At 47.9% G+C, this 24,589-nt stretch carries 15 protein-coding genes; 9 read left to right on the top strand and 6 right to left on the bottom strand.

The window, feature by feature from the left end:
* Window positions 1-23 precede the first annotated feature (23 nt).
* Both HB364_RS30115 and HB364_RS30120 read right to left on the bottom strand, forming a co-directional pair.
* Entirely contained in the window at window positions 24-3,179 is a 3,156-nt protein-coding gene (locus HB364_RS30115) for a SusC/RagA family TonB-linked outer membrane protein (RefSeq protein WP_167292149.1), read from the bottom strand.
* 338 nt (window positions 3,180-3,517) lie between these two features.
* The gene (locus HB364_RS30120; RefSeq protein WP_167292150.1) at window positions 3,518-4,195 is read right to left on the bottom strand and encodes a FadR/GntR family transcriptional regulator; all 678 of its coding nucleotides are present in this window, start codon (window positions 4,193-4,195) and stop codon (window positions 3,518-3,520) included.
* A 217-nt stretch (window positions 4,196-4,412) separates the two neighbouring features.
* Here HB364_RS30120 and HB364_RS30125 point away from each other — a divergent pair, with 217 nt between their 5' ends.
* The 4 genes from HB364_RS30125 to HB364_RS30140 all read left to right on the top strand — a co-directional run bounded on the left by HB364_RS30125 (window position 4,413) and on the right by HB364_RS30140 (window position 13,982).
* Complete coding sequence (locus HB364_RS30125; protein ID WP_167292151.1) at window positions 4,413-8,702, top strand: T9SS type A sorting domain-containing protein; 4,290 nt, start codon at window positions 4,413-4,415, stop codon at window positions 8,700-8,702.
* Window positions 8,703-8,804: 102 nt separating this feature from the next.
* On the top strand, window positions 8,805-11,945 hold the full coding sequence (locus HB364_RS30130) for a sensor histidine kinase (RefSeq protein WP_167292152.1): 3,141 nt from the start codon (window positions 8,805-8,807) through the stop codon (window positions 11,943-11,945).
* A 68-nt stretch (window positions 11,946-12,013) separates the two neighbouring features.
* Complete coding sequence (locus HB364_RS30135; protein WP_167292153.1) at window positions 12,014-12,649, top strand: response regulator; 636 nt, start codon at window positions 12,014-12,016, stop codon at window positions 12,647-12,649.
* A gap of 196 nt (window positions 12,650-12,845) precedes the next feature.
* Window positions 12,846-13,982 carry a hypothetical protein gene (locus HB364_RS30140; RefSeq protein WP_167292154.1) on the top strand — a complete coding sequence of 379 codons (1,137 nt, stop codon included), beginning with the start codon at window positions 12,846-12,848 and terminating at the stop codon, window positions 13,980-13,982.
* 86 nt (window positions 13,983-14,068) lie between these two features.
* Here HB364_RS30140 and HB364_RS30145 read toward each other — a convergent pair whose 3' ends face one another.
* A complete protein-coding gene (locus HB364_RS30145) occupies window positions 14,069-15,463 on the bottom strand; it encodes a sigma-54-dependent transcriptional regulator (RefSeq protein ID WP_167292155.1) in 1,395 nt (464 codons plus the stop codon).
* Entirely contained in the window at window positions 15,460-17,985 is a 2,526-nt protein-coding gene (locus tag HB364_RS30150) for a tetratricopeptide repeat-containing sensor histidine kinase (protein WP_167292156.1), read from the bottom strand. Before HB364_RS30150 ends, HB364_RS30145 begins: the two co-directional genes overlap by 4 nt.
* A 227-nt stretch (window positions 17,986-18,212) precedes the next feature.
* Between HB364_RS30150 and HB364_RS30155 the strand changes: the two genes are divergently transcribed.
* From HB364_RS30155 to HB364_RS30175, 5 genes are all read left to right on the top strand, one after another.
* Window positions 18,213-19,574 carry a TolC family protein gene (locus HB364_RS30155; protein WP_167292157.1) on the top strand — a complete coding sequence of 454 codons (1,362 nt, stop codon included), beginning with the start codon at window positions 18,213-18,215 and terminating at the stop codon, window positions 19,572-19,574.
* Window positions 19,575-19,585: 11 nt separating this feature from the next.
* The gene (locus tag HB364_RS30160) at window positions 19,586-20,635 is read left to right on the top strand and encodes an HlyD family secretion protein (protein ID WP_167292158.1); all 1,050 of its coding nucleotides are present in this window, start codon (window positions 19,586-19,588) and stop codon (window positions 20,633-20,635) included.
* A 6-nt stretch (window positions 20,636-20,641) separates the two neighbouring features.
* Entirely contained in the window at window positions 20,642-22,246 is a 1,605-nt protein-coding gene (locus HB364_RS30165) for an MFS transporter (RefSeq protein ID WP_167292159.1), read from the top strand.
* 60 nt (window positions 22,247-22,306) lie between these two features.
* On the top strand, window positions 22,307-23,050 hold the full coding sequence (locus HB364_RS30170; RefSeq protein ID WP_167292160.1) for a hypothetical protein: 744 nt from the start codon (window positions 22,307-22,309) through the stop codon (window positions 23,048-23,050).
* Between the two features lie 105 nt (window positions 23,051-23,155).
* A complete protein-coding gene (locus HB364_RS30175) occupies window positions 23,156-23,689 on the top strand; it encodes a hypothetical protein (RefSeq protein WP_167292161.1) in 534 nt (177 codons plus the stop codon).
* Window positions 23,690-23,700: 11 nt separating this feature from the next.
* Here HB364_RS30175 and HB364_RS30180 read toward each other — a convergent pair whose 3' ends face one another.
* Together HB364_RS30180 and HB364_RS30185 are read right to left on the bottom strand one after the other, a co-directional pair.
* Window positions 23,701-23,880 (bottom strand): hypothetical protein, encoded by a 180-nt coding sequence (locus HB364_RS30180; protein WP_167292162.1) that lies wholly within the window; start codon window positions 23,878-23,880, stop codon window positions 23,701-23,703.
* A 3-nt stretch (window positions 23,881-23,883) separates the two neighbouring features.
* On the bottom strand, window positions 23,884-24,564 hold the full coding sequence (locus HB364_RS30185) for a hypothetical protein (RefSeq protein ID WP_167292163.1): 681 nt from the start codon (window positions 24,562-24,564) through the stop codon (window positions 23,884-23,886).
* Window positions 24,565-24,589: the final 25 nt, after the last annotated feature.

Below are 24,589 nucleotides of genomic sequence, written 5' to 3' on the forward strand. Positions count from 1 at the left end.
CTTATTGCTTATAAAATGATTGATCAAAAAGTTGCTTTAAGGCCAACAACCAGGGTTTTTGCCTGTGGGTAGGCAGAAAAATCAAAGCCCGGTGTAAGCGTGGAGTTACGCACCGATACTTCCGGGTCCATACCCGAATAGTTGGTCCACGTATATATGTTCTGTGCTGTTACACTCAAACGCAGGTCCTTGAAAGAAGCCTTCTTCACCAGCTTTTGTGGCAATGCATAACTCAGGGAAATTGTTTTCAGGCGGAGATACGAACCATCTTCCAGGTAGTAATCCGAATAATAACCATTAGGCCCCTGGCCGCCGGCCCTGAACATCCTGCTTCCCTGGTTGTCCATGGTCCACCTGTTGGTGTAAGTTGCGTATTGGTTCAAGCTGTTTTTGGCACTCATGTTACCTTCAAACATCATTCTGTTGGCATTATAAATATCATTGCCGTAAGACCACTGAAAAAATACGTTCAGGGTAAAATTCCCATAAGTAAAATTGTTATTGAAACCGCCTATAAACCTGGGTATCCCGTTCCCAATAACAACTTTGTCGCTTTCATTAACCACACTATCACCGGTTAGATCTTTGTATTTCATATCCCCTGGTTGAATGCTCGCCCGGCTGGTGCCATTGGAGGGAACAGACGGTTTCAGGGTATATACACCACTGCCCGATACATCAAAATCAGCTAGCTGATACAAACCATCGGAAAGAAAGCCATAAAACCGGCCGGCAGGTTGATTCAGCTCAGCGATATACAGGGGAACCGTATTGAAAGCAGCTTCCCAACTTACTGCGCTGCGCAGGTCCTTCTGGTTATCGGTAAGCTCCAATACCTTATTCCGGTTAAAGCTGATATTAAAGCTGCTTTCCCAGGTAAATGAACGGGATTGTATATTGGTGCTGTTCAGGGAGATCTCTAAACCGCGGTTCCTGATCTTCCCTATATTTTTTACAATACTGTTGAATCCGGACAAGTACGGCAATGATGCATTTAATAATAGGTTGGACGTTGTCTTTTCATATACCTCCACTGTGAGAGACAATCTATTCTCAAACAACCCTACATCCAAACCCAGATCAATTTGCGACGTAGTTTCCCATTTCAAAGCCTCATTGCCCATAGAGGACTGGATCATTCCTGGTGAAGGAGAACCATTATTGAATGAATAAGATACTTCAAGCGGAGAAGACAGACTGGGGTATCTTGCAAAGTCGCCTACCCTGTTATTGCCGGTAACACCATAACTGGTGCGTAATTTTGCTTCAGAGATGGCTTTTATTTTACTCATCCAGGGCTCCTCACTGATTCGCCACGCAAAGGCAGCAGAAGGGAAATATCCCCACCTGTTTTCCGGTGCAAACTTGGAAGAGGCATCGGCCCTGAAACTGGCCGTAAATAAATACTTTGACTTAAACCCATAATTTACCCGGCTTAAAAAAGACACCAGGGAAGATTCCGATGCTGAACTGGTATTGGTCAAAGGGGTGCCGCTGCCTAGATCATAAATCCCAAGCTGCCCGTTGGGCACCTGCTGGGCAGTAAATCCAAAGCTCTCGGCTTTTGATCCCTGCACGGTTGCCCCGGCCAACAGATCAAGCTTGTGTTTCTGATGTATAAGCTTCGTCCATGTCAGCGTATTTTCATTCAGCCAGGTGCTCCTTTCGCTATAGGTTACATTGCCAAACTGGCCATACTTGTTTACCGGTAAATCAGGATTGCCCCTGGACGTTAGCGAATTATAGAAATAAGCACTGCGCTGTAAACGGGAATCTATCCCACCGGTGATCCTAAGTTTTAAATTGTCGGCAAGCGCTACGGTTATATAAGCGTTCCCCACCAGGTTGGATATCTTATTCCTGCGGTACTCGTTCTTAACAGAAATAATAGGATTTACCCGGTAGTCGGAAGTATGATTAATATCATCATCGATCAACTCGCCCTCCAGGTCATCCACATCATCCAGCGCCTGCCTGTTAATGGGGCGGTAACCCCAGGTAGCATACATTAAATAACTGCTGGCGCCATTTCCGGCATTGGTATTGGCGGCAATCTGGCCATAATAACCAGTCTTGCTGTAATTGAAATTGATACCTGCACTTATTTTATTGCTGATCTTTTGGTCCAGGGCTACCCTGGCCTGGTAACGGCTTTGCCCGGTATTAATAATGACGCCTTCCTGGTCATAAACAGACCCTGATATGGAATATTTGGTATCATTGTTTCCTCCCCGTAAGGCGATGTTGTGGATCTGCATCGTAGATCGGCGGAACAACAGGTCCTGCCAGTTGGTGCCTTCCACATTCCGGTAGTCTTCCAGTGTTTTTCCACCGCTTAAATACAGATCTGTGGAAGCGGTAGGATTTCTTTCCAGTTCGTACTTTACAAACTCATAAGGGCTCATGACAGGGATTGTTTTACCTACCTGTTGAAAACCAAAAGATCCGCTATAAGTAACTTCCGGCTTTCCGCTGCTGCCTCTTTTGGTTTCAATCACAATAACGCCATTGGCGCCTCTGGCGCCATAAATGGCTGTGGCGGAAGCATCCTTTAAAACATTGATGCTTTTGATATCCTCGGGATTAATGGCTGATAGCTGGAGATATTCAGTGGGGAAACCATCAATTACATACAAGGGCGCATTACTTTGGGTTAAAGAATTGGCGCCCCTGATCACAATATTGAAACCTTCTGAGCCGGGTTGCCCGTCTTCAGAAGAAACCTGCACACCCGCTACCCGGCCGGCAAGTGCCTGATCGAAAGAGATCACCGGCGCTTTCTGGAGATCGGTTACGCCTACCTGGCCAACCGCACCGGTTAAATCTTTTTTGGTAGTGGTACCATAACCTATCACCACTACCCCGTCCATGGACAATACCAGGGGCTCCAGCACCACAGCTATTGTTGTCCGGCCTTTTAATCCGATCTCTTTTGTCTGGTAACCCACGTGGGATATCGATAAAATACTGTTGGAGTCAGCAACCCGGATGGTAAAACCTCCGTTGGCATTTGCTTTGGTGGTGTTATCCTTTCCTTTTTCACGTATACTGGCCCCGGCCAGCGTTAGGACATTGCCGGTAGAGGACACGGTGCCTGTCACCACTACTCCTCCGCCCTGACCTTGCGCGGAATGAATAACCAAACCAAAAAACAGCAGCAGGTAACATAAAACTTTCATATGGCTAATATTTGGTTAAACGTTAGTCTTAAACATAGCAAGCCCGGTCGCGTGCTTTACAGCAATCGTTCATCTGTTTTAGCAGATGCTCTTACATCTGTTACCGGATAAAATGGATCAGAAAGTACCAGGTCGGGCCAACCAATCTCCCTTATTCCAGGGTAGTTTGGTTAGCCACCCAAATGTAGAATATGTCCTACATATAAGCGAATATACAGCGTGTTTTTTATTTCCCTGCAATTTTTTTAACCAGATCCTGAAATCAAGGGTGAATAATAAAAAAATGCCCCGGCATAGGTGGCCGGGGCAGGATATACTTTCGGAAAAAACGGGCCTGTTTACTTCAAGCGATCGAAATGCGGTTTGAGGTGTTCGTACATCCCCTTTTTAAATTCCTCCTTGGATCCTTTTTTGAGGATATTGACCAGGCCTTTATGGTCCACCTTGCCACTGATATGTTTGTCTACATGAGTAGTAACATGGGCGAATACCGGCAGCAGCATGATCTGAAAACGCTTGAGCGTAGCATTTCCGGTCATGTCATATAACTTACCATGGAAGGCGATCTCATTCTTTACCTGGAATGATTTATGGGTTACTTCCTGCTCAGCTATTGTCTCAAGTTCCTCTATATCAGCAGGTTTCATACGGGTAAACAGGAGGTCGGCCAATCCCATCTCAATAACCAGCCGCAGCTCAAAGATATCCTCCAGCGTGGCGTCATCTATAATGGGTGGATCCAATACCCGTTCAAAAGCCTGCAAAATATCCGGGCTCACCAGCACCATGCCCCTGCGCTTACGGGTCTCAATCATGCCCAACATGCGCAAGCGGCTTAATGCTTCCCGCACAACATTTCTGCTTACGCCCAATGCATCGGCGAGTTCAGTTTCCTTGGGCAGGGAATCCCCGGGCTTAAACGACATCTTTTTTAAATAGGCCCGTAATTGCGCCTCCACAGCGTCTGCCATCGTATTCGTCTTTACTGTCCCGAGATTTTTGACCAGGTCATTCATGATGATAGTAAGTTGATAAGTCCAATATGTCCTACAAATATAGCACAATGCGACGTAGTCTTTCATTCGTTTTTTGAGGCAGCTCAGGCAGCCCTTCAACCCCGCCCATTTACCCTCGTCTTGTACAATTAATTCTACAAGCGTTTTCCGTTTCCTGTACAAGCCATGTTTTCCTTCGGCTATACCTTCAATTTATTTTAATTCATCAATCATCCCAATGAAAAAAGCTTTACTTATCCTGGCCCTCTTATTTTCCTGCCAACTCTACGCGTTAGACTACTACTGGGTAGGCGGCGGCGGCAACTGGAGCGAACTGAGCCATTGGCGGCTGGGCAGCCCTGCCGGGGCTATCCCCAGCATCATACCATCTTCAGCCGACAACGTGTTTTTCGATGCCAACAGCGGTTTTGATACGGCCACCGTCAAAACCGTTACCCTCGATGCCAACGGGTTCTGTAACAATATGACCTGGGGCAATGTGACTAACAACCCCTCCTTCATTACGGCCAACGCTGCTTTTACCGTGCAGATCTCAGGCAACTTGTCGCTTTCCCCCACTACGACCTACCGGGTCATTGCGGCATTTAAAGGAGCCGCTCCGGCCACCCTCACCACCAATGGTACCGTACTGGGCCCGTTCGGTGTGGAGATCGACAAGCCGGGCAGCAGCCTCACAGTGACCGATAGCCTGATCGTACCGTCAAACATCTCTACTACCGGCACTAATGTAGTCATCCTCACATCGGGCACTTTCAACATAAGCGGTAAAAAAGTTACTATTTACCAGTTTTCGACCAACAACACCAATGTGCGCACGCTGGACATGGCCAATGCCAATTTCACTGCCAATCTTTCTTTCCAGTTTTATGGTTCCAACAAAACCCTTAACGCGGCAGGCTCTACGCTGAAAACTTTTTACTACTATTCTGATGGCGGTACTTATAATAAGGTGACCGTGACTTCCGCAACCGGACCTAATGTGATTATCATAAACAACTCGACTTTTTCGGCGCTGACATTTTCGCCGGCTGCCAGCGCTATCTACTCAGACATTGGGAATGGGAATACCGTAGATACCCTTATTTTTAATGCACAGGGCTCCATTGGCAGCAACAATACCGTGGGGAGTGTTCTTTTTGGCGTGGCCGGTTCAATGGACGGCACAGGCAATGTGATTCGCAAAATTACATCCCTTGACAATTTCGCGGTGTCCGGCAATTACACCAATACGGTGGATAGTGTGGTACTGGCCTCTAACCGTACCACTCAATTCTGGGGCACTTTCAATATTAATAAATACCTCTATGTAGCGGGAGCGCCCTGTGAGGCCTTTACCGAGATCAATGGTGATTCAACGGCCGGCACCGTCAATTTTGCAGCAGGCGCTGTGGTAGACATCAGCAACGTGATCCTGACCGGTGTCAAGGCCACGGGCCCCGGTACTCCTTTTGCGGTGAACGGGATCGATGGAACAGGCAATGCCGGCTTTACGATCACCGAGCCCGGCACCACTGGCACCACCTTGTATTGGGTAGGCGGAGCTGGCGACTGGAACAACCGTGCTCACTGGAGCACCACCAGCGGCGGCCCCGGCGGGGCCTGTGTACCGTTTACCAGCGACAATGTGGTCTTCGATGCAAACAGCGGCCTGACGGCCGGCGGTACGGTTACCACCAGCAGCAGTTCTTTCTGTAAAGACATGACCTGGGCTGCCGGTGTGGGCACAGTGACCTTCAATGAATCTGCTACCGCCTCATTCCGGGTGTATGGATCCGTGGTGCTGCAACCAACCGTTACCCTGAACGCACAAATAGAATTCTGGGGCAGCAGTGCAGCTACCCTTAGTATGAATGGCGGCGGAATGGGCACTGTTCAACTCTCGATCTATAAAACCGGCAGCGGTTCGCTGACCCTGCTGGACAATTGGAGCAACCTGTCTGCCGGTTGTGGCATATTTTTTATGAGTGGTAACCTGAATATGGCTGGGCGCACTGTTTCATTCTATAGCTTCATCAGCAATAATAACCTGGTCAGAAACCTCGATATCAGCAATGCAACTATTACAACCACTTCAAGGTGGATATACCAGGGAGCCAATAAATCCATAACATCTACAGGATCGCACATTACTGCCGATTGGTTTTTCCAGGTCAATGCCCCTGGCAGTACTTATCCCTGGGTGGACCTCACCTATTCGGGCACTGATGTTACCATTTATAGCATCGGCGGTACTACATTCGGGCAACTCACCTTTACTTCTGCCTCGGCCACCAGTATAGCAAGAATTGTAAGCGGCAATACGATTCGCCGGCTGGAGTACAAAGGCGCCGGCTATACAGGCGGCAGCAACACTATTGATTCATTGATCCTGGCCGGTTCACGGAACTACCTCTTTTCAGGAACCAACACTATTAACAAATACTTTAAAGCAGAAGCAACCACCTGCAGCGGACTTACCGAAATACGGGGCTACCCCACAGCAGGCGCCCTGGCGTTTGCAGGAGCCGCGGAATTGCATATTGCCAATGTGTACATGCAAGGCATGACAGCTACCGGGCCACTTACACCCATTGCCTTTAACGGCGCCAACGCAGGGGGCAATACCGGATGGACCATTAATTCCGCTGCAGGGGCCGCCCGCTATTGGGTGGGAGGCGCCGGCGACTGGAACGAGTCGATCCATTGGAGCACCACCAGCGGGGGAGCGCCAGGCGCTTGTATCCCTACCGTGTACGACGATGTGTATTTCGACGCAGGAAGCGGATTTACGGCCGGCAACAAAACGGTTACCGTGAACAACGGGAATGCTTATGCCCGTAATGTGAACTGGACAGGCGCCGCCAATGCGCCCATCTGGAATAAATCTGCCACCTGGAACATGGAGATCTGGGGCGATAGCATCATCCTCAATCCTGCTGCTACTTTTAATGCATTGGTGACTGCCAAAGGAGCCACTCCTGCCTTCCTGAAAGGCAATGTATTGGGCAACTTCGATTTTAATATCGACAAACCGGGCAGCAGTCTCACTGTGTTGAACGACTACAACAATCCTCAAACCAATATCGGGTTATACAACGGCGCGCTGAATGCTTCAGGGCTCAGGCTTACGGTACAGCAGGTCGACAATTCGGCAGCAACCGGCAATGTGTTCGCCATCGATATCCATAATTCCACCGTTATTGCGCCCACCGGCTGGCGCTTCCAGGGCACCATTGCCAACCACACCCTGAATGCCGCCAATTCTATTATTACTACCGGCGACTTCAAGGCTGAGGGGATGCAGTACGATACCGTAATGGTAACCGGCAATGTTACTACAGCCGTTGCCATGAATTCCACTACCATCAACAGGCTCACCTTTACAGATCCCAGCACCACCTCAACAGTGGGAATTACCGGAAGCAACAATACCCTCGGCAGGGTGGAATACAAAGGCAGCGGTACAATTACCGGCACCAACAACGTGATGGACACCCTGATATTCTTCCCCGGCAACAGGTACACCTTAACCGCCGGCACCAATAATACCGTCAACGATGCCTGGTATGGCAGTGGTACACCCTGCAGACCTACAGAGATCGTTAGCTCCAGCACCAGCAATGCCACCCTTACGAAGAATGGCGATCCCGTAAGCTTCGATTATGTACGCTTACAAAGAATAACTGCAGCGGGAAGTGCAGCGCCTTTCGAAGCTCAATCGCACAGCACCAATCTCGGCAACAACGTGAACTGGAATATTGCACCGTACAACGGGGCAGCGCCCATCCTTGGCCTGGGACCTGATACGGCCGTTCTACCCGCTAATTTTCCGATCACACTGCATACCGATGGGTTCTTTGGCGCCCCCGGCTCCCAATATACCTGGAACGACAACAGCAAGGCTGATACCCTGCTGGTTGCCGGCCCGGGTACTTATAGCGTAAACGTGAGCTTCCCGGATGGTTGCGCTATCAACGATCAGATAGTAGTAACCCAAGCCTCCACCCTGCCGGTTACCCTCCTCAGCTTCACCGGCAAGCAGGTGGATTGCCAGCCACGCCTCGACTGGAAAGTGGCGGATGCCATCAACTTCAGCCGGTTTGAAGTAGAGAAAAGCAAAGACGGACATACCTATGCCAAAGTCGCTGAACTTCCCTATACAGGTGCTTTTGAGTATACCTGGAGCGATCCCGCAGCGGATAACCCAACCAGCTATTACCGCCTGAAAATGGTAGATATAGATGAGGAATACACCTACAGCAACATTATACCTGTAAAGAACAATTGTCTGGGACAAATAAAAGTATACCCGACAGTAACCGACAACAAGGTACAGGTCACCCTGCCTGTAGGATATGAGCGCGCCACCATACAGGTATACAATGCCTGGGGACAGCGGATGAACCCGCTTGTTACAGGAACCGGATCAGGCCGCACCGTACACCTGCAGCGCTTCCCGAAAGCAACGTACATATTGCAGGTGATCAACGGTACAGAACGAAAAAGCTTTACCATCATAAAGCCATAAACCCTGCACCTTACTCCGTGTAGCAACACTTGCAGGATATTAGGTACATACTCCGGCCATTTCCATGGCCGGAGTTTTTGTAAATTGCCATTATTCCGTATCATGACAAACAGCACATTGACAAGATTACCCACCCTCCTGACCGTACTAATGGTGTGGCTGTTCCAGCCCCTTTACCTTCCTGCACAGAACAACTATATCATTAAACATTATACCAACGAAAACGGCCTGCCGGCCAATGGCATTAAAGGCATTGAACTCGATCAAAAGAACGGTTTCTTATGGGTAGGAACCCAGGGAGGGCTGGTCCGTTTCGATGGAAAACATTTCACCGGCTTTGCAGCCAGTAAAGAAGTACTGATCAACTCCCGCATTGCCCTCATTGCCCGCAACAGGGAAGGAACGGTCTTTTTTGGAGATGATAATTTCTCCGTGAACCGGATCAATGGTGATCGGGCTGTGTTCGTCCTGACCGACACTTTTTTTATACCGCCACCCTTCCGGCCAAGTGCGGGGGGATATGACATGCAGTCGCCGGAAAAAGTGGTGGAAAAACTCCGCAGCCTGAAGCCTTCCTCCTTTCTGCCTCCCTGGGTGGTATTTCACGATGAGGCCGGTGACAGCAGCAGCTTTTCATTTATCCATTTCAAACAGGCGTATCATTACCAGGCAGCCCGGAACAGGTTGCTGGATTTTCCGGGCTTCGATATGGTAGTGAAGCTGAATGCAGCCACCTATTTTGTCCGTTCGGCCCTGGAACTCTCGTGGTATAACGATAGCCTGGGAAAATTACAGCCCGTCCGCATTCACGGCCTGCCCCGCAACAACAGTTGGGAGAAAGAGAAACCCCGCCTCATTTGGATGCCAGGTATGGAGGCGCCGCTTATCATTAATGGGCAGGATCTCTGGAAGCTAACGGGTCAGCGCGACAGCCTTCACCTGCAGCCCGTGTGCCGGGAATGCTGTCCGCAAAACGGCAACATCACCTGCGCCCGCCTGTGGGAAGAACAAGGACTCTTTTTTTTAGGCAGCGAAACCAACGGCCTCTACGTTGTCAGAACACCGTTTATACACCCGGTGCGGGCAGATCCCACCATCGAGGCAGGCAGGGAAGAATATGCCCAGGTGGAAGTCACACCCGGAACCGTTACTACCGCTTCCGGACTTACATTTACATCCCGGGGAGAGCTGATCAGGGCAAAATCAGGCTTCCGGTTTCCCCGCACTAATATTTATCAGGACAGGCAGGGCGATTGCTGGTTCTCTGTGGTAGATACCATCTTTCACTACCATCACCGGGATGGCCGGGTTACAAAAATGCTCATTAACAACTGGGCGGCCAAGACGGTATTTGCGGAAATGGACGGCCATATGTACGTTATTTTCGACCTGGCGATAGCCGAAATCACCGGCGACCGCTACCGGGTGCTTTATCAATTGCCCGGCAGCGTCAACAACGTGAAGGACTTCCTGTCTGCCGATGCAGCAGTCGAATGGAAACCAGGCACGCTGGCCATTGCAACAAACAAGCTGTTGCTATTTCACCGGAACAGACCGGCGGTCCTCGACACCATTCCTATTCCCGGGCTTACGACGAAAATACGCGCCTTATGTAAACATGGCGATTACCTGCTGATCGGCACCTATGGGCAGGGATTCTATATGTATAAGAACGGAGTCGTAAAAAAAATGCCCCTCGACAAGAACGGGTATCTCTCCCACGCGCATTGCTTTATGCCCGATGAAAAAGGATACTGCTGGATCAGCACCAACCGCGGGCTGTTTAAGGCAAGCTGGCAGGCATTGACAACAGCCTGGGAAAAAGACCTGCCTGAAATATACTACCACTACTTTGGAAAAGAAGATGGCGTTTTTAATACAGAATTCAATGGCGGCTGCCAGCCCTGCGCCATCAGGTTGAGCAATGACTGGCTCTCATTTCCTACCATGAATGGAGTAGCGATCCTTGATCCGCTCCGGCCCCATAGCCCTCCACCCGCAGGACAGATCTTTATTGATGAAGTACGGACAGATGCTGCCTTGCACCAGGCAAATGATGATTACCTGCAGGCGCTGCCCTACCCTGCCCGCAACCTGCGTTTCAGGCTGACCATGCCTCACTTTGGCAATCCGGAGAATATCTATTTCTCCTATAAGCTGGAACCCTATCATGAGGAATGGGAAACACAGGATATTATTCAAAACAATACCATCCAGTTCGGCGGACTACAACCAGGCAGCTACACCTTATACCTGCGGGTAAGAAATGGATTTGAGCCTAACCAGTTCGGGACTACAGTGATCGGGTTCCGTATATTGAAACCCTGGTACCAGGCCTGGTGGTTTTATGTGTTGTGTGCGTTGGGCTTTATAGCCTTGATGGGAGGAGTGATAAAATGGCGAACCGCGAGGATTGCGAAGCGAAAAGAAGAACTGCAGGAACTGGTAAACTTGCAAACCCGGGATTTAGAACAACAAAGTAAACAGCTCGAAAGCCAGCTCTCACAATTGCAAAACCAGCAGGTACGGCTGGAAGAAGACAATAACATCAAAGCAAGACTGATCGGCATCATCAGCCATGATATGATCAGCCCGCTTAAATTCATGGGGTATATGAGCAAAAGGCTGCGGGAGGCTTTCCCGGAGTCGGATGCTTCCTATCATACAGCCACCTTCATTGCCAATGTGGCGCAGGAACTGGAATCACTTTCCGTGAACATCCTGAACTGGATCAAATTCCATCACCAGTCCGTAAAGATGAAACCGGAAAGATTTGATCTGCATGCATTGATAACAGCATCAGTTGAAATACCAGCTACCCTGGCCAAAGAAAAAGGACTGTCATTTCAGATCGATGTTCCTGAACACACCGAAATGATCCAATACCGGCAGGCCATGGGCGTTATTCTATATAACCTTTCCATGAATGCCATGAAATATACCGGAAAGGGGGACATCAGTATCAAAAGCGAAAACACAGCAGACGGGGTGCTATTGACTGTTAGGGATACCGGTGCCGGTATGCCACCGGAATTAGTCTGGAAACTAAACAATACAGAATCCTTTGTGGCCGGTTATTCCATTGGGGAAACCTCAAAATACCAGTTTGGATATGTCATTATAAAAGACCTGCTACGCCTGGTCGATGCCCATATGAAAGTGGAAAGCGCGTTGAACGAGGGAACAACAGTCATTCTTCAATTCAGAAAGATAACAGATACCAGTAATATGATGCATGGTTAACTGAAAGTGGTACAAATGATCTAAATTGCGGGCGCCCAACCAATTGTACCACCAATCTTGCGTATCCCATGGAAACCGTTTTGATTGCTGATGACCATGAAATAGTACGGCGTGGAATCAGGATGCTGATAGAGAGCTTTCCCGAAAAATACCATTGCATAGAAGCAAATTCCTGTACAGCAGTAGCACAAATACTTTCCCGCGAACGGATACACTATGCCATTCTTGATATGGTATTGGCCGATGGGAATATCTTCTCCATCATCCAGCCAATCGAAGCCTGCAGCCACCACACCAGCATCCTGGTTTATTCTATGAATGCGGAAAGAATTTATGCCAGGCGGTTCATTGAAAAAGGGGTCCGCGGCTTCCTGTCCAAGCAAACCTCCATCGAAGAACTCGAAAAGGCGATCCGCAGCATTTTTAAAGGCGAAGTCTATTTAAGTGAGGAACTGAAAGAATCGCTGTTAAACAAGTCCCCCACCAACCTTTCCCAAAACCCTGTCGACCGGTTGTCCGACAGAGAACTGGAAGTAGTGGAATATGTTGTCATAGGAATGGGCACCAAAGAAATAGCGCAGAAAATGAACCTCGACATAACAACCATCAGCACCTACCGCAGACGGGCTTTTGAAAAACTGGAGGTACAGAATACAATTGAGCTGAAAGAAAAATTCTTATTATACAAAACACAGGCCGGCTGAATCCGGTTAGCTGTCTGCTAATGATAAAGCCTGTAATCATTGATTGCAGGCTTTATTATTGTTGAATAGCCATATACCGTTGTGAGTTATTTACCCGGAGCCGCCAGTTATTAACCGGTGGTTCCTGGTAGGTAAAGAGGAGGATAATTTTGATGCGTCATTGAATCAATCCTTCTCAAACAATAAATCATTGCATATGCAACGGCATCTTGTACGCTTTGTTTTCCTATTATTAATCTGTTCATTTGGCAGGACCGGTTTTGGGCAGGCGCCCCAGCAATTCAATTACCAGGCAGTATTGCGGGATGAACATGGACAACCCATGGCCAACAAAACAGTGTCATTGCGTTTACGTATCCGCCATGGCGGTCCTAATGGCGCTGCTAACTATACCGAAGTACGTACGGTAACCACCAATCAGTTTGGACTGGTAACAGTAGCTGTAAACGGGCCTGGTGCAGATGCTCAACAGGGCAGTATTAACCTGGTAGACTGGGCCAATGGAACCAAGTTTTTGCAGGTAGAGGTAGATCATGACAAGGACGGAACTTATACCGACATGGGCGCTACACAGATATTGAGTGCGCCATACGCTATGTATGCCAGGCCTCAGGGCGATGCAGGTGGCGACCTCGGCGGTAAATACCCCAACCCTACACTTACTAAAATCCAGGGAAAAGAAGTTGACCTGTCGGGTACGCTCTATCATGGCTACACATTAAAGTGGGACCAGGCGAACAATAAATGGGTACCCGGCAAAGACGAAGATGGCGGCCCTGATTATTATTTTAGAGCCACAAGAGGCCTCAATGAAGACACTTATTTTACCACCGTCTACCAGAATTTTTTCTGGCCATTACTGAGCCAGGCTGGCACGAAATGGAATTATCCTTATACCAATCTCCTGCGTTTTCCCCTTGAAGAAGCAGACCCTTACGGAGTTTTCAAGGACAGCGTATTTACTGCACCGGTAGACGGGCACTATGAATTTGAAGTGTTTCTTTGGTTCCCAAGGTTTTTTCAAACGCCCACCCAACCACCTATTGGTTTTATCATGCTGTGTATGGAAAAGAACGATACCACAAAGTTGGTCTTCTCCATGGACTACTATAAGAATGTAGACGAGGCCGACTCCAAACCGGCCCGGTTAAAAAGGGTAGTTTACCTGCAGGCTGGCGATAAACTGAAGTTCAAAATGGCCAATTCCAGTATAGAGGATAATCCTCCACAGGTAGTGCTGGGACATACGACAACTGTAGTCCATCCCAACGCGACTCAATACTGGCAAATGAACAAGGAGTGCCTGACTATATCAGGCCGTAGGCTACGATGACGCCGGATGGCAGTTTTTTTTGAGAGCTGACGTAAAGGGCTGGAAGCATGCGAGCGTTGCAAAGAATAGTAGCAGACCAGCCATCATTAAGCTTCGCCTTTGCGGGCGCTGACCTTCTTTTCTATGCCCAGTTTCTTCAACCGTGAGAAAAGCGTATTGGCATTGATAGCGAGGAGTTCCGCGGCCCCTCCTTTGCCGGAGATCTTCCAGTTGCATTGTTCAAGTACAGCTATGATATGGTCTCTTTCATTGTCTGCCATGGTCTTGGTCTTCTTCGTATCGGTGGTGGTGGCGGCACTGCCGGCCGGAAGGGATCCCGCTTTCAGGAGAAGGTGATCGATCTCCGTACCTTCTGCCAGCAAAACGGTTCGCTCCACGATGTTCTGCAATTCGCGCACATTGCCGGGCCAGTTATACTGTAGAAGGGTATGAATAACTGCTGAAGAAAAGCCGCTGATGATTTTTCCTGCTTCCCGGGCATGGATGGCCAAAAAATGAAGGGCGAGCGGCAAAATATCGTCCTTCCGTTCACGCAAGGGAAGCAGGTGCAGGGGAAATACATTGAGGCGGTAATAAAGATCCACCCGGAAACGGCAGGCTGCTACCTCCTGTTCCAGGTCGCGGTTGGTGGCGGCGATGATGCGCACATTGATCTTTTTAACCCGGCCGCCAATGCTTTCTATTTCTCTTTCCTGGAGCACACGCAGGAACTTCACCTGTGCATCAAGGGGGAGTTCCCCTACTTCATCCAGGAAAATAGTTCCACCGTCGGCCTGTTCAAACTTCCCGATGCGTTGATGGAGGGCGCCCGTGAAGGCGCCTTTTTCATGACCAAACAATTCCGACTCGATCAGGTTGGCGGGTAAAGCGCCGCAGTTCACTACCACGAACGGCTTCGTGCTGCGCGGAGAGGACTGGTGAATGGCCTGTGCCACCCGTTCCTTGCCGGTGCCATTTTCTCCCAGGATGAGCACGGAAGTATTGGAAGGGGCCACGATCCTGATATGCTTCAATAACTCCTGGTGGGCAGGGCCACTGCCTATAATGCCGCCGGTGGCTGCATCAGCGGGTGGACCGGGTGCTGGCCTGTTGGCTTTCCTGCTCGCTTCCTTTTCCTGGTGGAGGTACCACGCCACATCGAGCATCACCAGCACATCGCTTTTCCGGAATGGCTTCACCAGGAAACCGTATGGTTTGGTGCTTTTGGCAGCATCCAGCACCTCTTTATTCGAGTTGGCCGAAAGATATACAAAGGGGATATGCTGTTTCTCCAGGGTCCTGGCGAGATCGATGCCGGTAAGCGGTCCCTGCAAAAAAATGTCGAGTAGTACAAGGTGGGGCTTTTCCTTTTCAAGAATGGTGAGGGCAATAGGCACAGACCGGGCAATGGAACATACCTCGTATCCGGCTCCCAGCAACGTGTGCTTTAAGTTATTGGCTTCGATGAACTGATCTTCCACTATCAATATCCGGATGTTCATACCGATACCTCCTTTTCTTTTTCAGACTGAAAGGTAGGATAGAATAGAGAATTGGGGGTAAATCTGACGGTGATCTTTGTTCCTCCATCGCTGACAAATTCAATCTGTCCATTGATCTCTTCACTTAATCCTTTCATCAGCTCCACGCCCAGCGAATTAAGGGTTTTGTCTTTGATGTCCTCATCGATACCGATGCCATCGTCGGCCACCTCCAGCACTGCTTCGCCTGCCGTCTGGTACATGTACACCTGTATAGTGCCCTTGCGATCGCCTGGGAACGCATATTTGATGGAGTTGGTAACGGCTTCGTTAACAATGAGCGCGATGGGAATGGCGACGCATACATCAAGCCGCAGCGGCTCAACCTCGGTCTGGAAAAGGATCTTATTCGTATTTCCAAAACTTTGCTTGAGGTATTGGATGAACTCAGGCAAATAGTTACTCATTTCAATGCTCTTCATATTGTCAACCTGGTAAAGTTTCTGGTGTATCAGCGACATGGCATAGATCCTGTGCTGGCTGCTTTCAATGGCTTTGAGTGCATCGTTCTCCAGGAATACCGCCTGCGATTCCAGCAGGCAGATGATCGTTTGAAGGTTGTTCTTCACGCGGTGGTGCACCTCCTTCAGCAACCAGTCTTTTTCTTTCAGCAGGTGTTGCAATTGATCATTCTGTGTAGTCACCAGTTGGTTGGCACGTTGTTTCTGCCGGTACTGCCTGTAAAATAGTACCGCCAGTAACAGGAATACGAGGGTGGCGGCGATGCTGATATTGCGAATGAAACGTGCCTGCTTCAGGTTATCCAGCCGCAGTTGACTGGTTTCGTTCGCTGACTTTATCTCTGTATCCTTTTGGCGGATGATCAATTCCTTTTTCTCCGTTTCGTACTCCACCTGGAGGCGGTTCAGACGACGGGTTTTGGCAACATCAGCTATAGAATCATTAAGTAGAGTATATTGAAGATGATGCTCCAGCGCAGCCTGGTAATTACCGGCGGCCGAGTCTATCTTGTACTGCAGCCGGCGGATATCACGCAGGTTGCTCACCATATAAAACAGGTTGGGCGAGTTCGCATTCATCCTGGCGGCTATGGCCAGGTAAGGCGCCGCTTCTGTAAAACGCTGCTGATGCACATAGAAGCGGGCCATTTTATAATTAACCTCTGCGCCGGTTACAGTGAAGTACATCGGCATAATCTCACGGGCCTTGAATTGCCGGGCCGGCTTGTCAAGCGCCATCATCTCCCGGTAATATTGTCCGGCCAGCGCCGGCTTATTGAGCGCAGCATAAACATCGCCTTTGGCAGCAGCAATAGATTGCTCCTGGTGCGGGTTCTTCGGCGGCTTTTGGGCTTCCATCTCCTGCAGGTAGGCCAGCGCCTTATCCGGTTGTCCCAACTGGATATATTCGTCTGTTACCCGCTGTGCAATAAAGTAAGGCAGGAATCTGACAGCGTCCTTGCAGTCGAGGAAATAAGACAGGGCCTTTAGGTGTTGCCCGTCCTCTGCATAAATGAGGCCCAGGAGCGCCTTGTTATAAGCACTCGGCGGGTCTCCAAGTTCCTGCTCGTTCTTTTCTGTGATCAGTGCCCACTCCAGCGCCGCTTCAAGGTTACCGGTAGCAAAGCTCAGCCAGCCAAGCGCCCGGGTAGCGGGATATAGCTTTTTCCTGCCGAGTTGCTTACGCCATTCCAATGCTTGCAGGAACTGGGCTTTGGCCGTATCGAACCGGTAATGGAACATATTCACGGCGGCCATATCTTCCATCACAGAATAAAGGTTCGCGGTGTCTTTCAACCGGCGGTACAATTGCAGCGCTGTTCCGTGGGCCCACATGACGTCCCGGTAACTACTGTCCGTGTCCGGCATGTATTTACCCAGTTCCGACCAGATATGCGCTTCCCTGGAAAGCTCTTTACTTTGTTGCAGATCACGGATAATTTCGAGAAAAGCATCCTTCCCTTTTTGCAATTGTTCCGATGAAAAATAATACTTGCCCAGCGCAATAAGGCTTTCGTGTTTCCATTCAACCGATCCAATGGCCCGGGCAGTTTGCAGCGCCCGGGTAAAATACGTCAAAGCAGTATCCAGTGCAGGCTTTTTCAACCCGGGACTGAACAGAAATCCTTCGCCGATACGGATCAGTAAACGTACCTGCTGCTCCTTACTTACCTGGGGCAGCAGGCTTCTGGCATTATCGTACTTGTCTTTCTTTGTATAGGCTATACACAGGAGATTGGCGCTCTCATTAATGCCCGGTTCATACTTCAATTGTTTGGCCAGGGCCAGAGAACGGCTGCCATAACTGATCATACTGTCAAGGCTATATTCCTTGCGCCAGTGAAAATCAGCCAGGGCAAACAACGCATGTACCCTGCCTGTATCCGGCCTGGTCAGGGCCAGGCGCTCCAATAAGGCAGCTTTTTGTGGGGAAACAGGTGACTTGGCCGGGTCTGTTTGTCTTGCGGTAACCGTGGCATGGAATGCCAGCAAAACAGTCAGCAGAAGTAGGTGTCGGTTCATCGTTGCGCTGTTTATGTGCCGTAGAGAATGAATGACATACTAAAAATAAACAATTGTCAAGTGTTCACGCACCAAAAGATCAGTTTTTGAATATACACAAACCGGTTTGTGATATTTCGTGAATCCACAGTCAGTTCGTAAGGGATGGCCGTAATATCCCAGCATGGATAAGGCAAATGCGCATTGGCATAATAAATGTAAGGGTTGTTGAAAGAGGAAAAATGTATATGAACAGCAAGACGATGAAACTATGCAGCATTGGAAAACTACTAAAGCAAGGTATGTATCCCCTCTTTTTTAGTGTATCGGTTTGTAGCCTCCAGGGACAGACAGTAAATAGTACAACTATTAAACTTTCCCTCCTGGAGGCTATCCGGTATGCAAAAGGATCCAACAAACTGATTGATGTATTGAAAACCGAGGAAAGTGCCACAAAATTAGATATAGAAGATGCCAAAATGGGCGTACTACCCCGTATTCAAAGCAATGCTGTTTATCAGCGTTACACCAAAGCAACGCTATTCGATGGCGTGCTGGGCGATCCGCATCAGATCCCCAAACCACCAGATCCAAACGCCGGAGCCCTCGCCTTGGAATCATCTTTTAATGTATACGCAGGTGGCAGACAAAGATCGGTGATTACAGACCTGGAGCGCAAAAATGAACTGGCTTCTATTAACACCAGGGAACAGGAAGCGAATATCGGATTACAGGTAGCGCTGCAATACCTGGATATGATCAGGCTTTACTTCCAGGAACGTCTTATAAAAGATCAGCTAGCCAGGGCGTATACACGCCTGAAGAACATTAACACCTTTTATGCCAACGGCAAAGTAACCAAAAGCGATGTCTTAAGAGCAGAGGTGGTATTATCCAATGTACTGTTAAGTGAAACCGCCAATAAAAATGACTACCTGATCAGCAATCAAAAGCTGAATACACTATTAAACCTGGACGGGTTTACAACAATCATCCCTGTAGATACCACCTCATTGATCCTGTACGACAGTTTGCTATTAGAAGAATTACTACAGGATTATGGAGGCTCCTATGCCATTTTAAAAGCGCAGAAGTATATTGAGCTCCAGGAAAACCGGACAAGGTTGGTGAAGTCATTCAATCTTCCGGCTGTAGCCATATTTGGCGGTTATGGCTTCAACTATCCAAACACCTTGCTTTTTCCGGCTGTTGCACAAACATTGGGGGTGGGCACAGCCGGCATCCGGGTTACCTATGAACTATCGTCACTATACCAGAACAAAGACAAGGTCAGATCCTCCCGCCTGCGGGAGACAGCATTAAAAGACCAGAAACGATGGATAGCCGGCAATGTGCAGCAAGAGACCAAAGCATTGGCCATTAAATACCATGAAGCAGTTACCCGCATGCAGGTCATTATAAAATCCATTGAACAGGCGGAAACAAACTTCAACATACAAAACACCAAATACCTTAACCAGCTCACCTTATTAACCGATCTCCTGGAAGCCGACAATCTTTACCAGGAGTCCAGGTTCAACTACATACAGGCCAATATTGCCGCCTTATCCATATACTACCGTTTACTTTTTATAACCGGCAAACTTTAAAGCAAAACAAAATGGAAACAAAAAATAATAAAGCATCGCGCTTTGTGAATATGCTCATCAAAGCGATCGCTGTATCGGTAGTCATAATAGGACTTATTTATTTTGTCCGGTATCTTGTATACATAGACGAATACGAAGACACCAATGATGCACAGGTCGATTCCTTCATCAATCCTGTTTCTGCACGGGCCGGCGGCTTTATCAGGGAAGTGTTATTTGAGGAGCACCAGCCAGTAAAACAAGGAGACACACTGGTTATCCTCGACAACAGGGAATACCTGCAGAAAGTAAAAGAAGCCGGGGCCTTGCTGGAAGATACCAGGGCGCAGCAGGAAATACTGGACGCAGCCATAAGATCAGCCCAAACCGCCACACTGGTCAACAGAGATCAGATCAATGCTGCCCAGGCAAGACGCTGGCAACAGGAACAGGACATAAAAAGATTCAGGAACCTGTTGAATGAAGAAGCCGTTACACTCTCAGATTTCGAACAGGTTCAAACAAGATATGATATAACAAACAGTGATTACAGCGCTGCTATCAATAGCTTAAAAACCGGAGACAGCAAGGTACGCGAGTTGCAAGCCAGGTACAATGCGCTGTTTGCAGCCCGGAAACGGGCCGAAGCAGTACTGGATCTGGCAAAGCTTAACCTGAGTTATACGGTCATCACTTCACCCTATAATGGTTATACCGGAAGGAAAACCATCCTGGAAGGACAGCAGGTACAGGCAGGACAGCCACTGGTGTCCGTAGTCAATACAAATGACAAATGGGTGATTGCAAACTTTAAAGAAACCCAGGTTCACGGCATGTATATAGGACAACCCGTTGAGATAGAGGCCGACGCCATCCCCGGCAGCACATTTCAGGGAAAAATAGAAGCTATATCCGCATCCACCGGATCAAAGTTCTCTTTGCTGCCGGCAGATAATTCAACCGGCAATTTTGTAAAGATCGTACAGCGGGTTCCGGTTAAGATAATATTTAATGAAGGCGACGTGGAAGCACTCAAAGCAGGAATGAACGTAAAGATCAAGGTGAAGAAAGCTACAAAATAAAGCAGGATGGAGCAGACAATCTATTTTAATAACCGGATCGGCCGGCACCTGGGCTTGGTCAGGATATTGCTACTGCTGGTACTATTTGCCGCAATAGCGCAGTTTGCTTCATTCGGCATCATCCAGGCCCATGTCGTTTCCTTCTATGGTGCACAATCCGAAGATATTACCTTTGTCTTTCAGATCGCCTATGTGGGCATCATTGCCACCTTGCCCATCATGTTCAGGATGGTCAGGTTCTTTAATACCCGGAGCTATCTGCTAACTGCTTTTTTGATAGGGATCCTGCTCAATATTGGATGCTTATTCGTTCACGACCTCGTTGTATTTTCAGTTTTACGATTTTTCATTGGCATCATTACTGCCCTCATCGCGGGCTGTATGCTCATCGTTATCTTTTCTACGCTGCCGGCAGCAAAAAGCACGCTGGTGGGCGTTTCCCTGTTCTTTTCATTGATCCTTACCGGCGGGCTCATCATTGGCATAGGAGCGTCGCGGGTGGTGCCTGGCACAGACTGGACAGCATTATACGATATCCTGATAAGCTTACAGGTAATAGCCGTACTGCTTTGCCTCCTGATCTTTAAACCCAAACCCGCCAGGAAACCCTACCCATTATACCAGATCGATTGGTTTGGCTATTGCTTGTTCATCTTCGGAGTGGCAGCCGCTGCATTCGTCATGATATACGGGCCGAAGCGCTACTGGCTGGCCGATCCTGACATCAGGAATGCAATGATCTTCGCTATCATAATGATCACACTTTTTCTCTACCGGCAGACAATGCTCAAAAGGCCGCTCATCGACCTGAGTGTGTTCGGGTCGGGTAAATTTATTGTTGGAATAATACTGATGCTGGTTTTCTTTGGCATTAAGGATACCATAAACTTTATCTATGGGTATTCAGCTTCCGTACTCGGCTGGAGCTCAAAAGATGTAGTCAATGCGGGGTTGTTTAATGTAGCTGGCGTAATAATCGCAACATTCATCGTAGTAAAGGTGATCCTGGCAAAAAAACAAAACCTGCCCAAACTACTATTAGCCGGATTTGCCATCATGTTCATTTATCATGCGTGGGGATACCTGTACCTTACGCCCGACCTGTCCTTTGCAGAAATTTGTATCCCTGTCTTCTTGCAGGGTTTTGCCTCCGGATTATTGTTTGTGCCCATCAGCATCCTTTGTTTGGCGTCTATTCCACAAAACAGCACAACGACAGGCATTACCGTCCTTACCTATGCCCGCTTTACTGCCACGCTCAACTCCATTGCCGGATTCTATACCCTGCAGCTACATTACAACCAGCAATACAAAGAAAGCTTTCTGGGCAAGCTGGTCCCTGGAAGTGAAATCCTTTCGCAGCGGCAGGAACTATACAAAGTTTTTTTGGCATCCAGGGGATTTACCCCGGGTGAAGCTACAGGCATCTCCAATATGCTGATAGCAAAAACGCTAGGCATACAAAGCCAGCTATTGACCATCAGGGCTATTTTTTTAATGGGTGCAATCATCACGGCTACAGCTTTCGTCATCCTTATCATTTTTGCAGTGATCAATAAAATAAAGGCGGCAAGAGCATCCTCCCCCACCCTTTCAGGCAGCATCCGCTAATTTTCCTGATTTTGACCGTATTTTGTATAAATTCGTCATAAACAGAAGACAGCATAGTATATGAAAAGAAACATTGTATTGCTTTTTTTACTCGTTTCATGGGCGGGCTATGGCCAGAATACCATCAACAATTACAAATACGTATTGGTACCTGAAAAATTCGACTTCTCCAGGGAGGCTAACCAGTATGGCTTGAACTTCCTGGCCAAATCCCTCCTGGAGAATAAAGGGTTTTCCGCTTATTTTGATAACCAGGATATACCAAAAGACCTGGCGGGCGACAGGTGCAATGCGCTAAAAGCCGAAGTAACGCAGAGAAAAGCAATCTTTGCCACCAATCTTACACTGGTATTAAAGGACTGTCAGGGTAACATCGTATTTAAAAGTAAAGAAGGCAAAAGCAGGGAAAAGGATTACGGTGCCGCCTATGAAGAGGCCTTAAAAGATGCGTTCAAGTCGCTGAATGACGTACCGTATACTTACACTGGCACCACCAATGCGCGTCCCCGGCAAACGGTTGACACAACGACTGCCCCCTCCCCTGTTCCTGCCACAACACCGGTAGCAGCAGAGCAAAGGGAACCTGCCGGAACATTATATGCACAGGCAACAGCCAATGGATTTCAGTTAATAGATACCACGCCGAAAATAGTTTTAACGCTACTTAAAACTTCAGCACCCGATTATTTCATTGCCAGCAAAGGAACTACCAATGGCATAGTATTTAAAAAGACCGGGGAATGGTTTTTTGAATACTATAGCGACGGTAAACTTATTTCAGAAAAACTATTGATCAAATTTTAGCAAACTTCCGGCAGCTACCAATTACTTCACATATTATTACTGATAATGCCCCAAACCTCCTACCCCCGAAAGGCCTGCTTTCAGGCTTCTATCCTCCTGTGTTGTTTGCTTGCAGTCATATCTCCTTATACTGGCTATTCCCAGGAAAACGCTGTATGGAAAGATTACAAGGTAGATCATGTTGTTACGCTGACGCTTCCCGTTAAAATAGATACTTCAACCGTGTATGAAAGATGCACTATAGGTCAATTTGAGTATGAAAACCTTGCATTCATATATTCAAAAATCGATGTTATTGACTCTGTTCCCTGGCCCAGGGACACATTAAGCATACGAAATGGATATGACAAGTTAATTAAAGGGTTTTTAAGTCAAAATCCCGGAACTGTTCTTGAAAAAAGAGAAATAGTAGAAGGTCAAGTGTTCGGAGTATATGCAAAAATGAAAGCAACCGTATCAGGAGCTGATGCAATAGTAAACCTGAAAGCGTTCTTTATCAATGGCGATACCTATGGCATTATGACTCTTACTGAAGCAGGATTGGCTGAAAAAACAAAAGATGTAAGTGAAAAGCTTATGAGATCAATAAAAATTTCCCCTCTTGCAAAGCAATTTCAACACGACAATCCTTTGAATTAGGGTTTCTCTTCTTACCTGCCGCCAACGGCTACCGTGTGAAAGCAGTTGGTATCCCAACGAATAATGCCATAAAGCTGTGAGGCACCCTGCTTAAAGCCAGTATCTTCTATCGTATTAAATTGATCTATAACCACTCCGTATTCATCGTCCAGGAATACTTTCATAAAGGGATAAAAGTCGTTGCTTTTCATATATTACTCGTTAAAAGTTAGTATCTCATTAACCATCCACTCAGACAAATCGGTATCAATTGGCTCCAACCATTTACCAGGTAATAAAAAATCTTTTGGTGACATTATTTCTTTTGACATGGCTGTACCGGTACATCCATAATATTCATCAATTAAGTCTCGTAATACTCCCGAATCACTATTACTAATCTTTTTTGATACAACTATTCCCATTGCCCTGTCAGGCATGACAACCATGTAACCTTCGGGGAACCCCTGACTTAATTCATGAGACAATAAAATTCTGCTGGAACCAATCCCATCCTCGTTTGAGAAAATGATAAAGGCAAGAGACCGACCATCTTCAGCAGTACGATAATTGGTATAAAAATTCCCGGATCCCAGGGAATTACGCAGGTTTTCGAAAGCGGCTTGTTGCCAGCCTTCATGATTCTTGTTTAAAGCATCATAATCTTCCCGCATAATGTAAGACATCGAACTTTCCGATGAAAAAAACACCCATGTTAAAATGTATTCGCTATTGGGAAAAGCATGATGGGGCAGGTCCCAAACTCCGCGGGTAAGGTATCGACTGGGTACAATTAATGGATAAAGGCTGTCCAGGCCTCTATCACCATCCGGCACATTGGCTTTCGTTTCCGGAGCAACTTTTGCTCTTCTGAATAACCATCTAAAAAGAGTCATTAGTCTTTATTGAAGTCGACCAGAC

Source organism: Paraflavitalea devenefica (genome assembly GCF_011759375.1).
Taxonomy (GTDB): domain Bacteria; phylum Bacteroidota; class Bacteroidia; order Chitinophagales; family Chitinophagaceae; genus Paraflavitalea; species Paraflavitalea devenefica.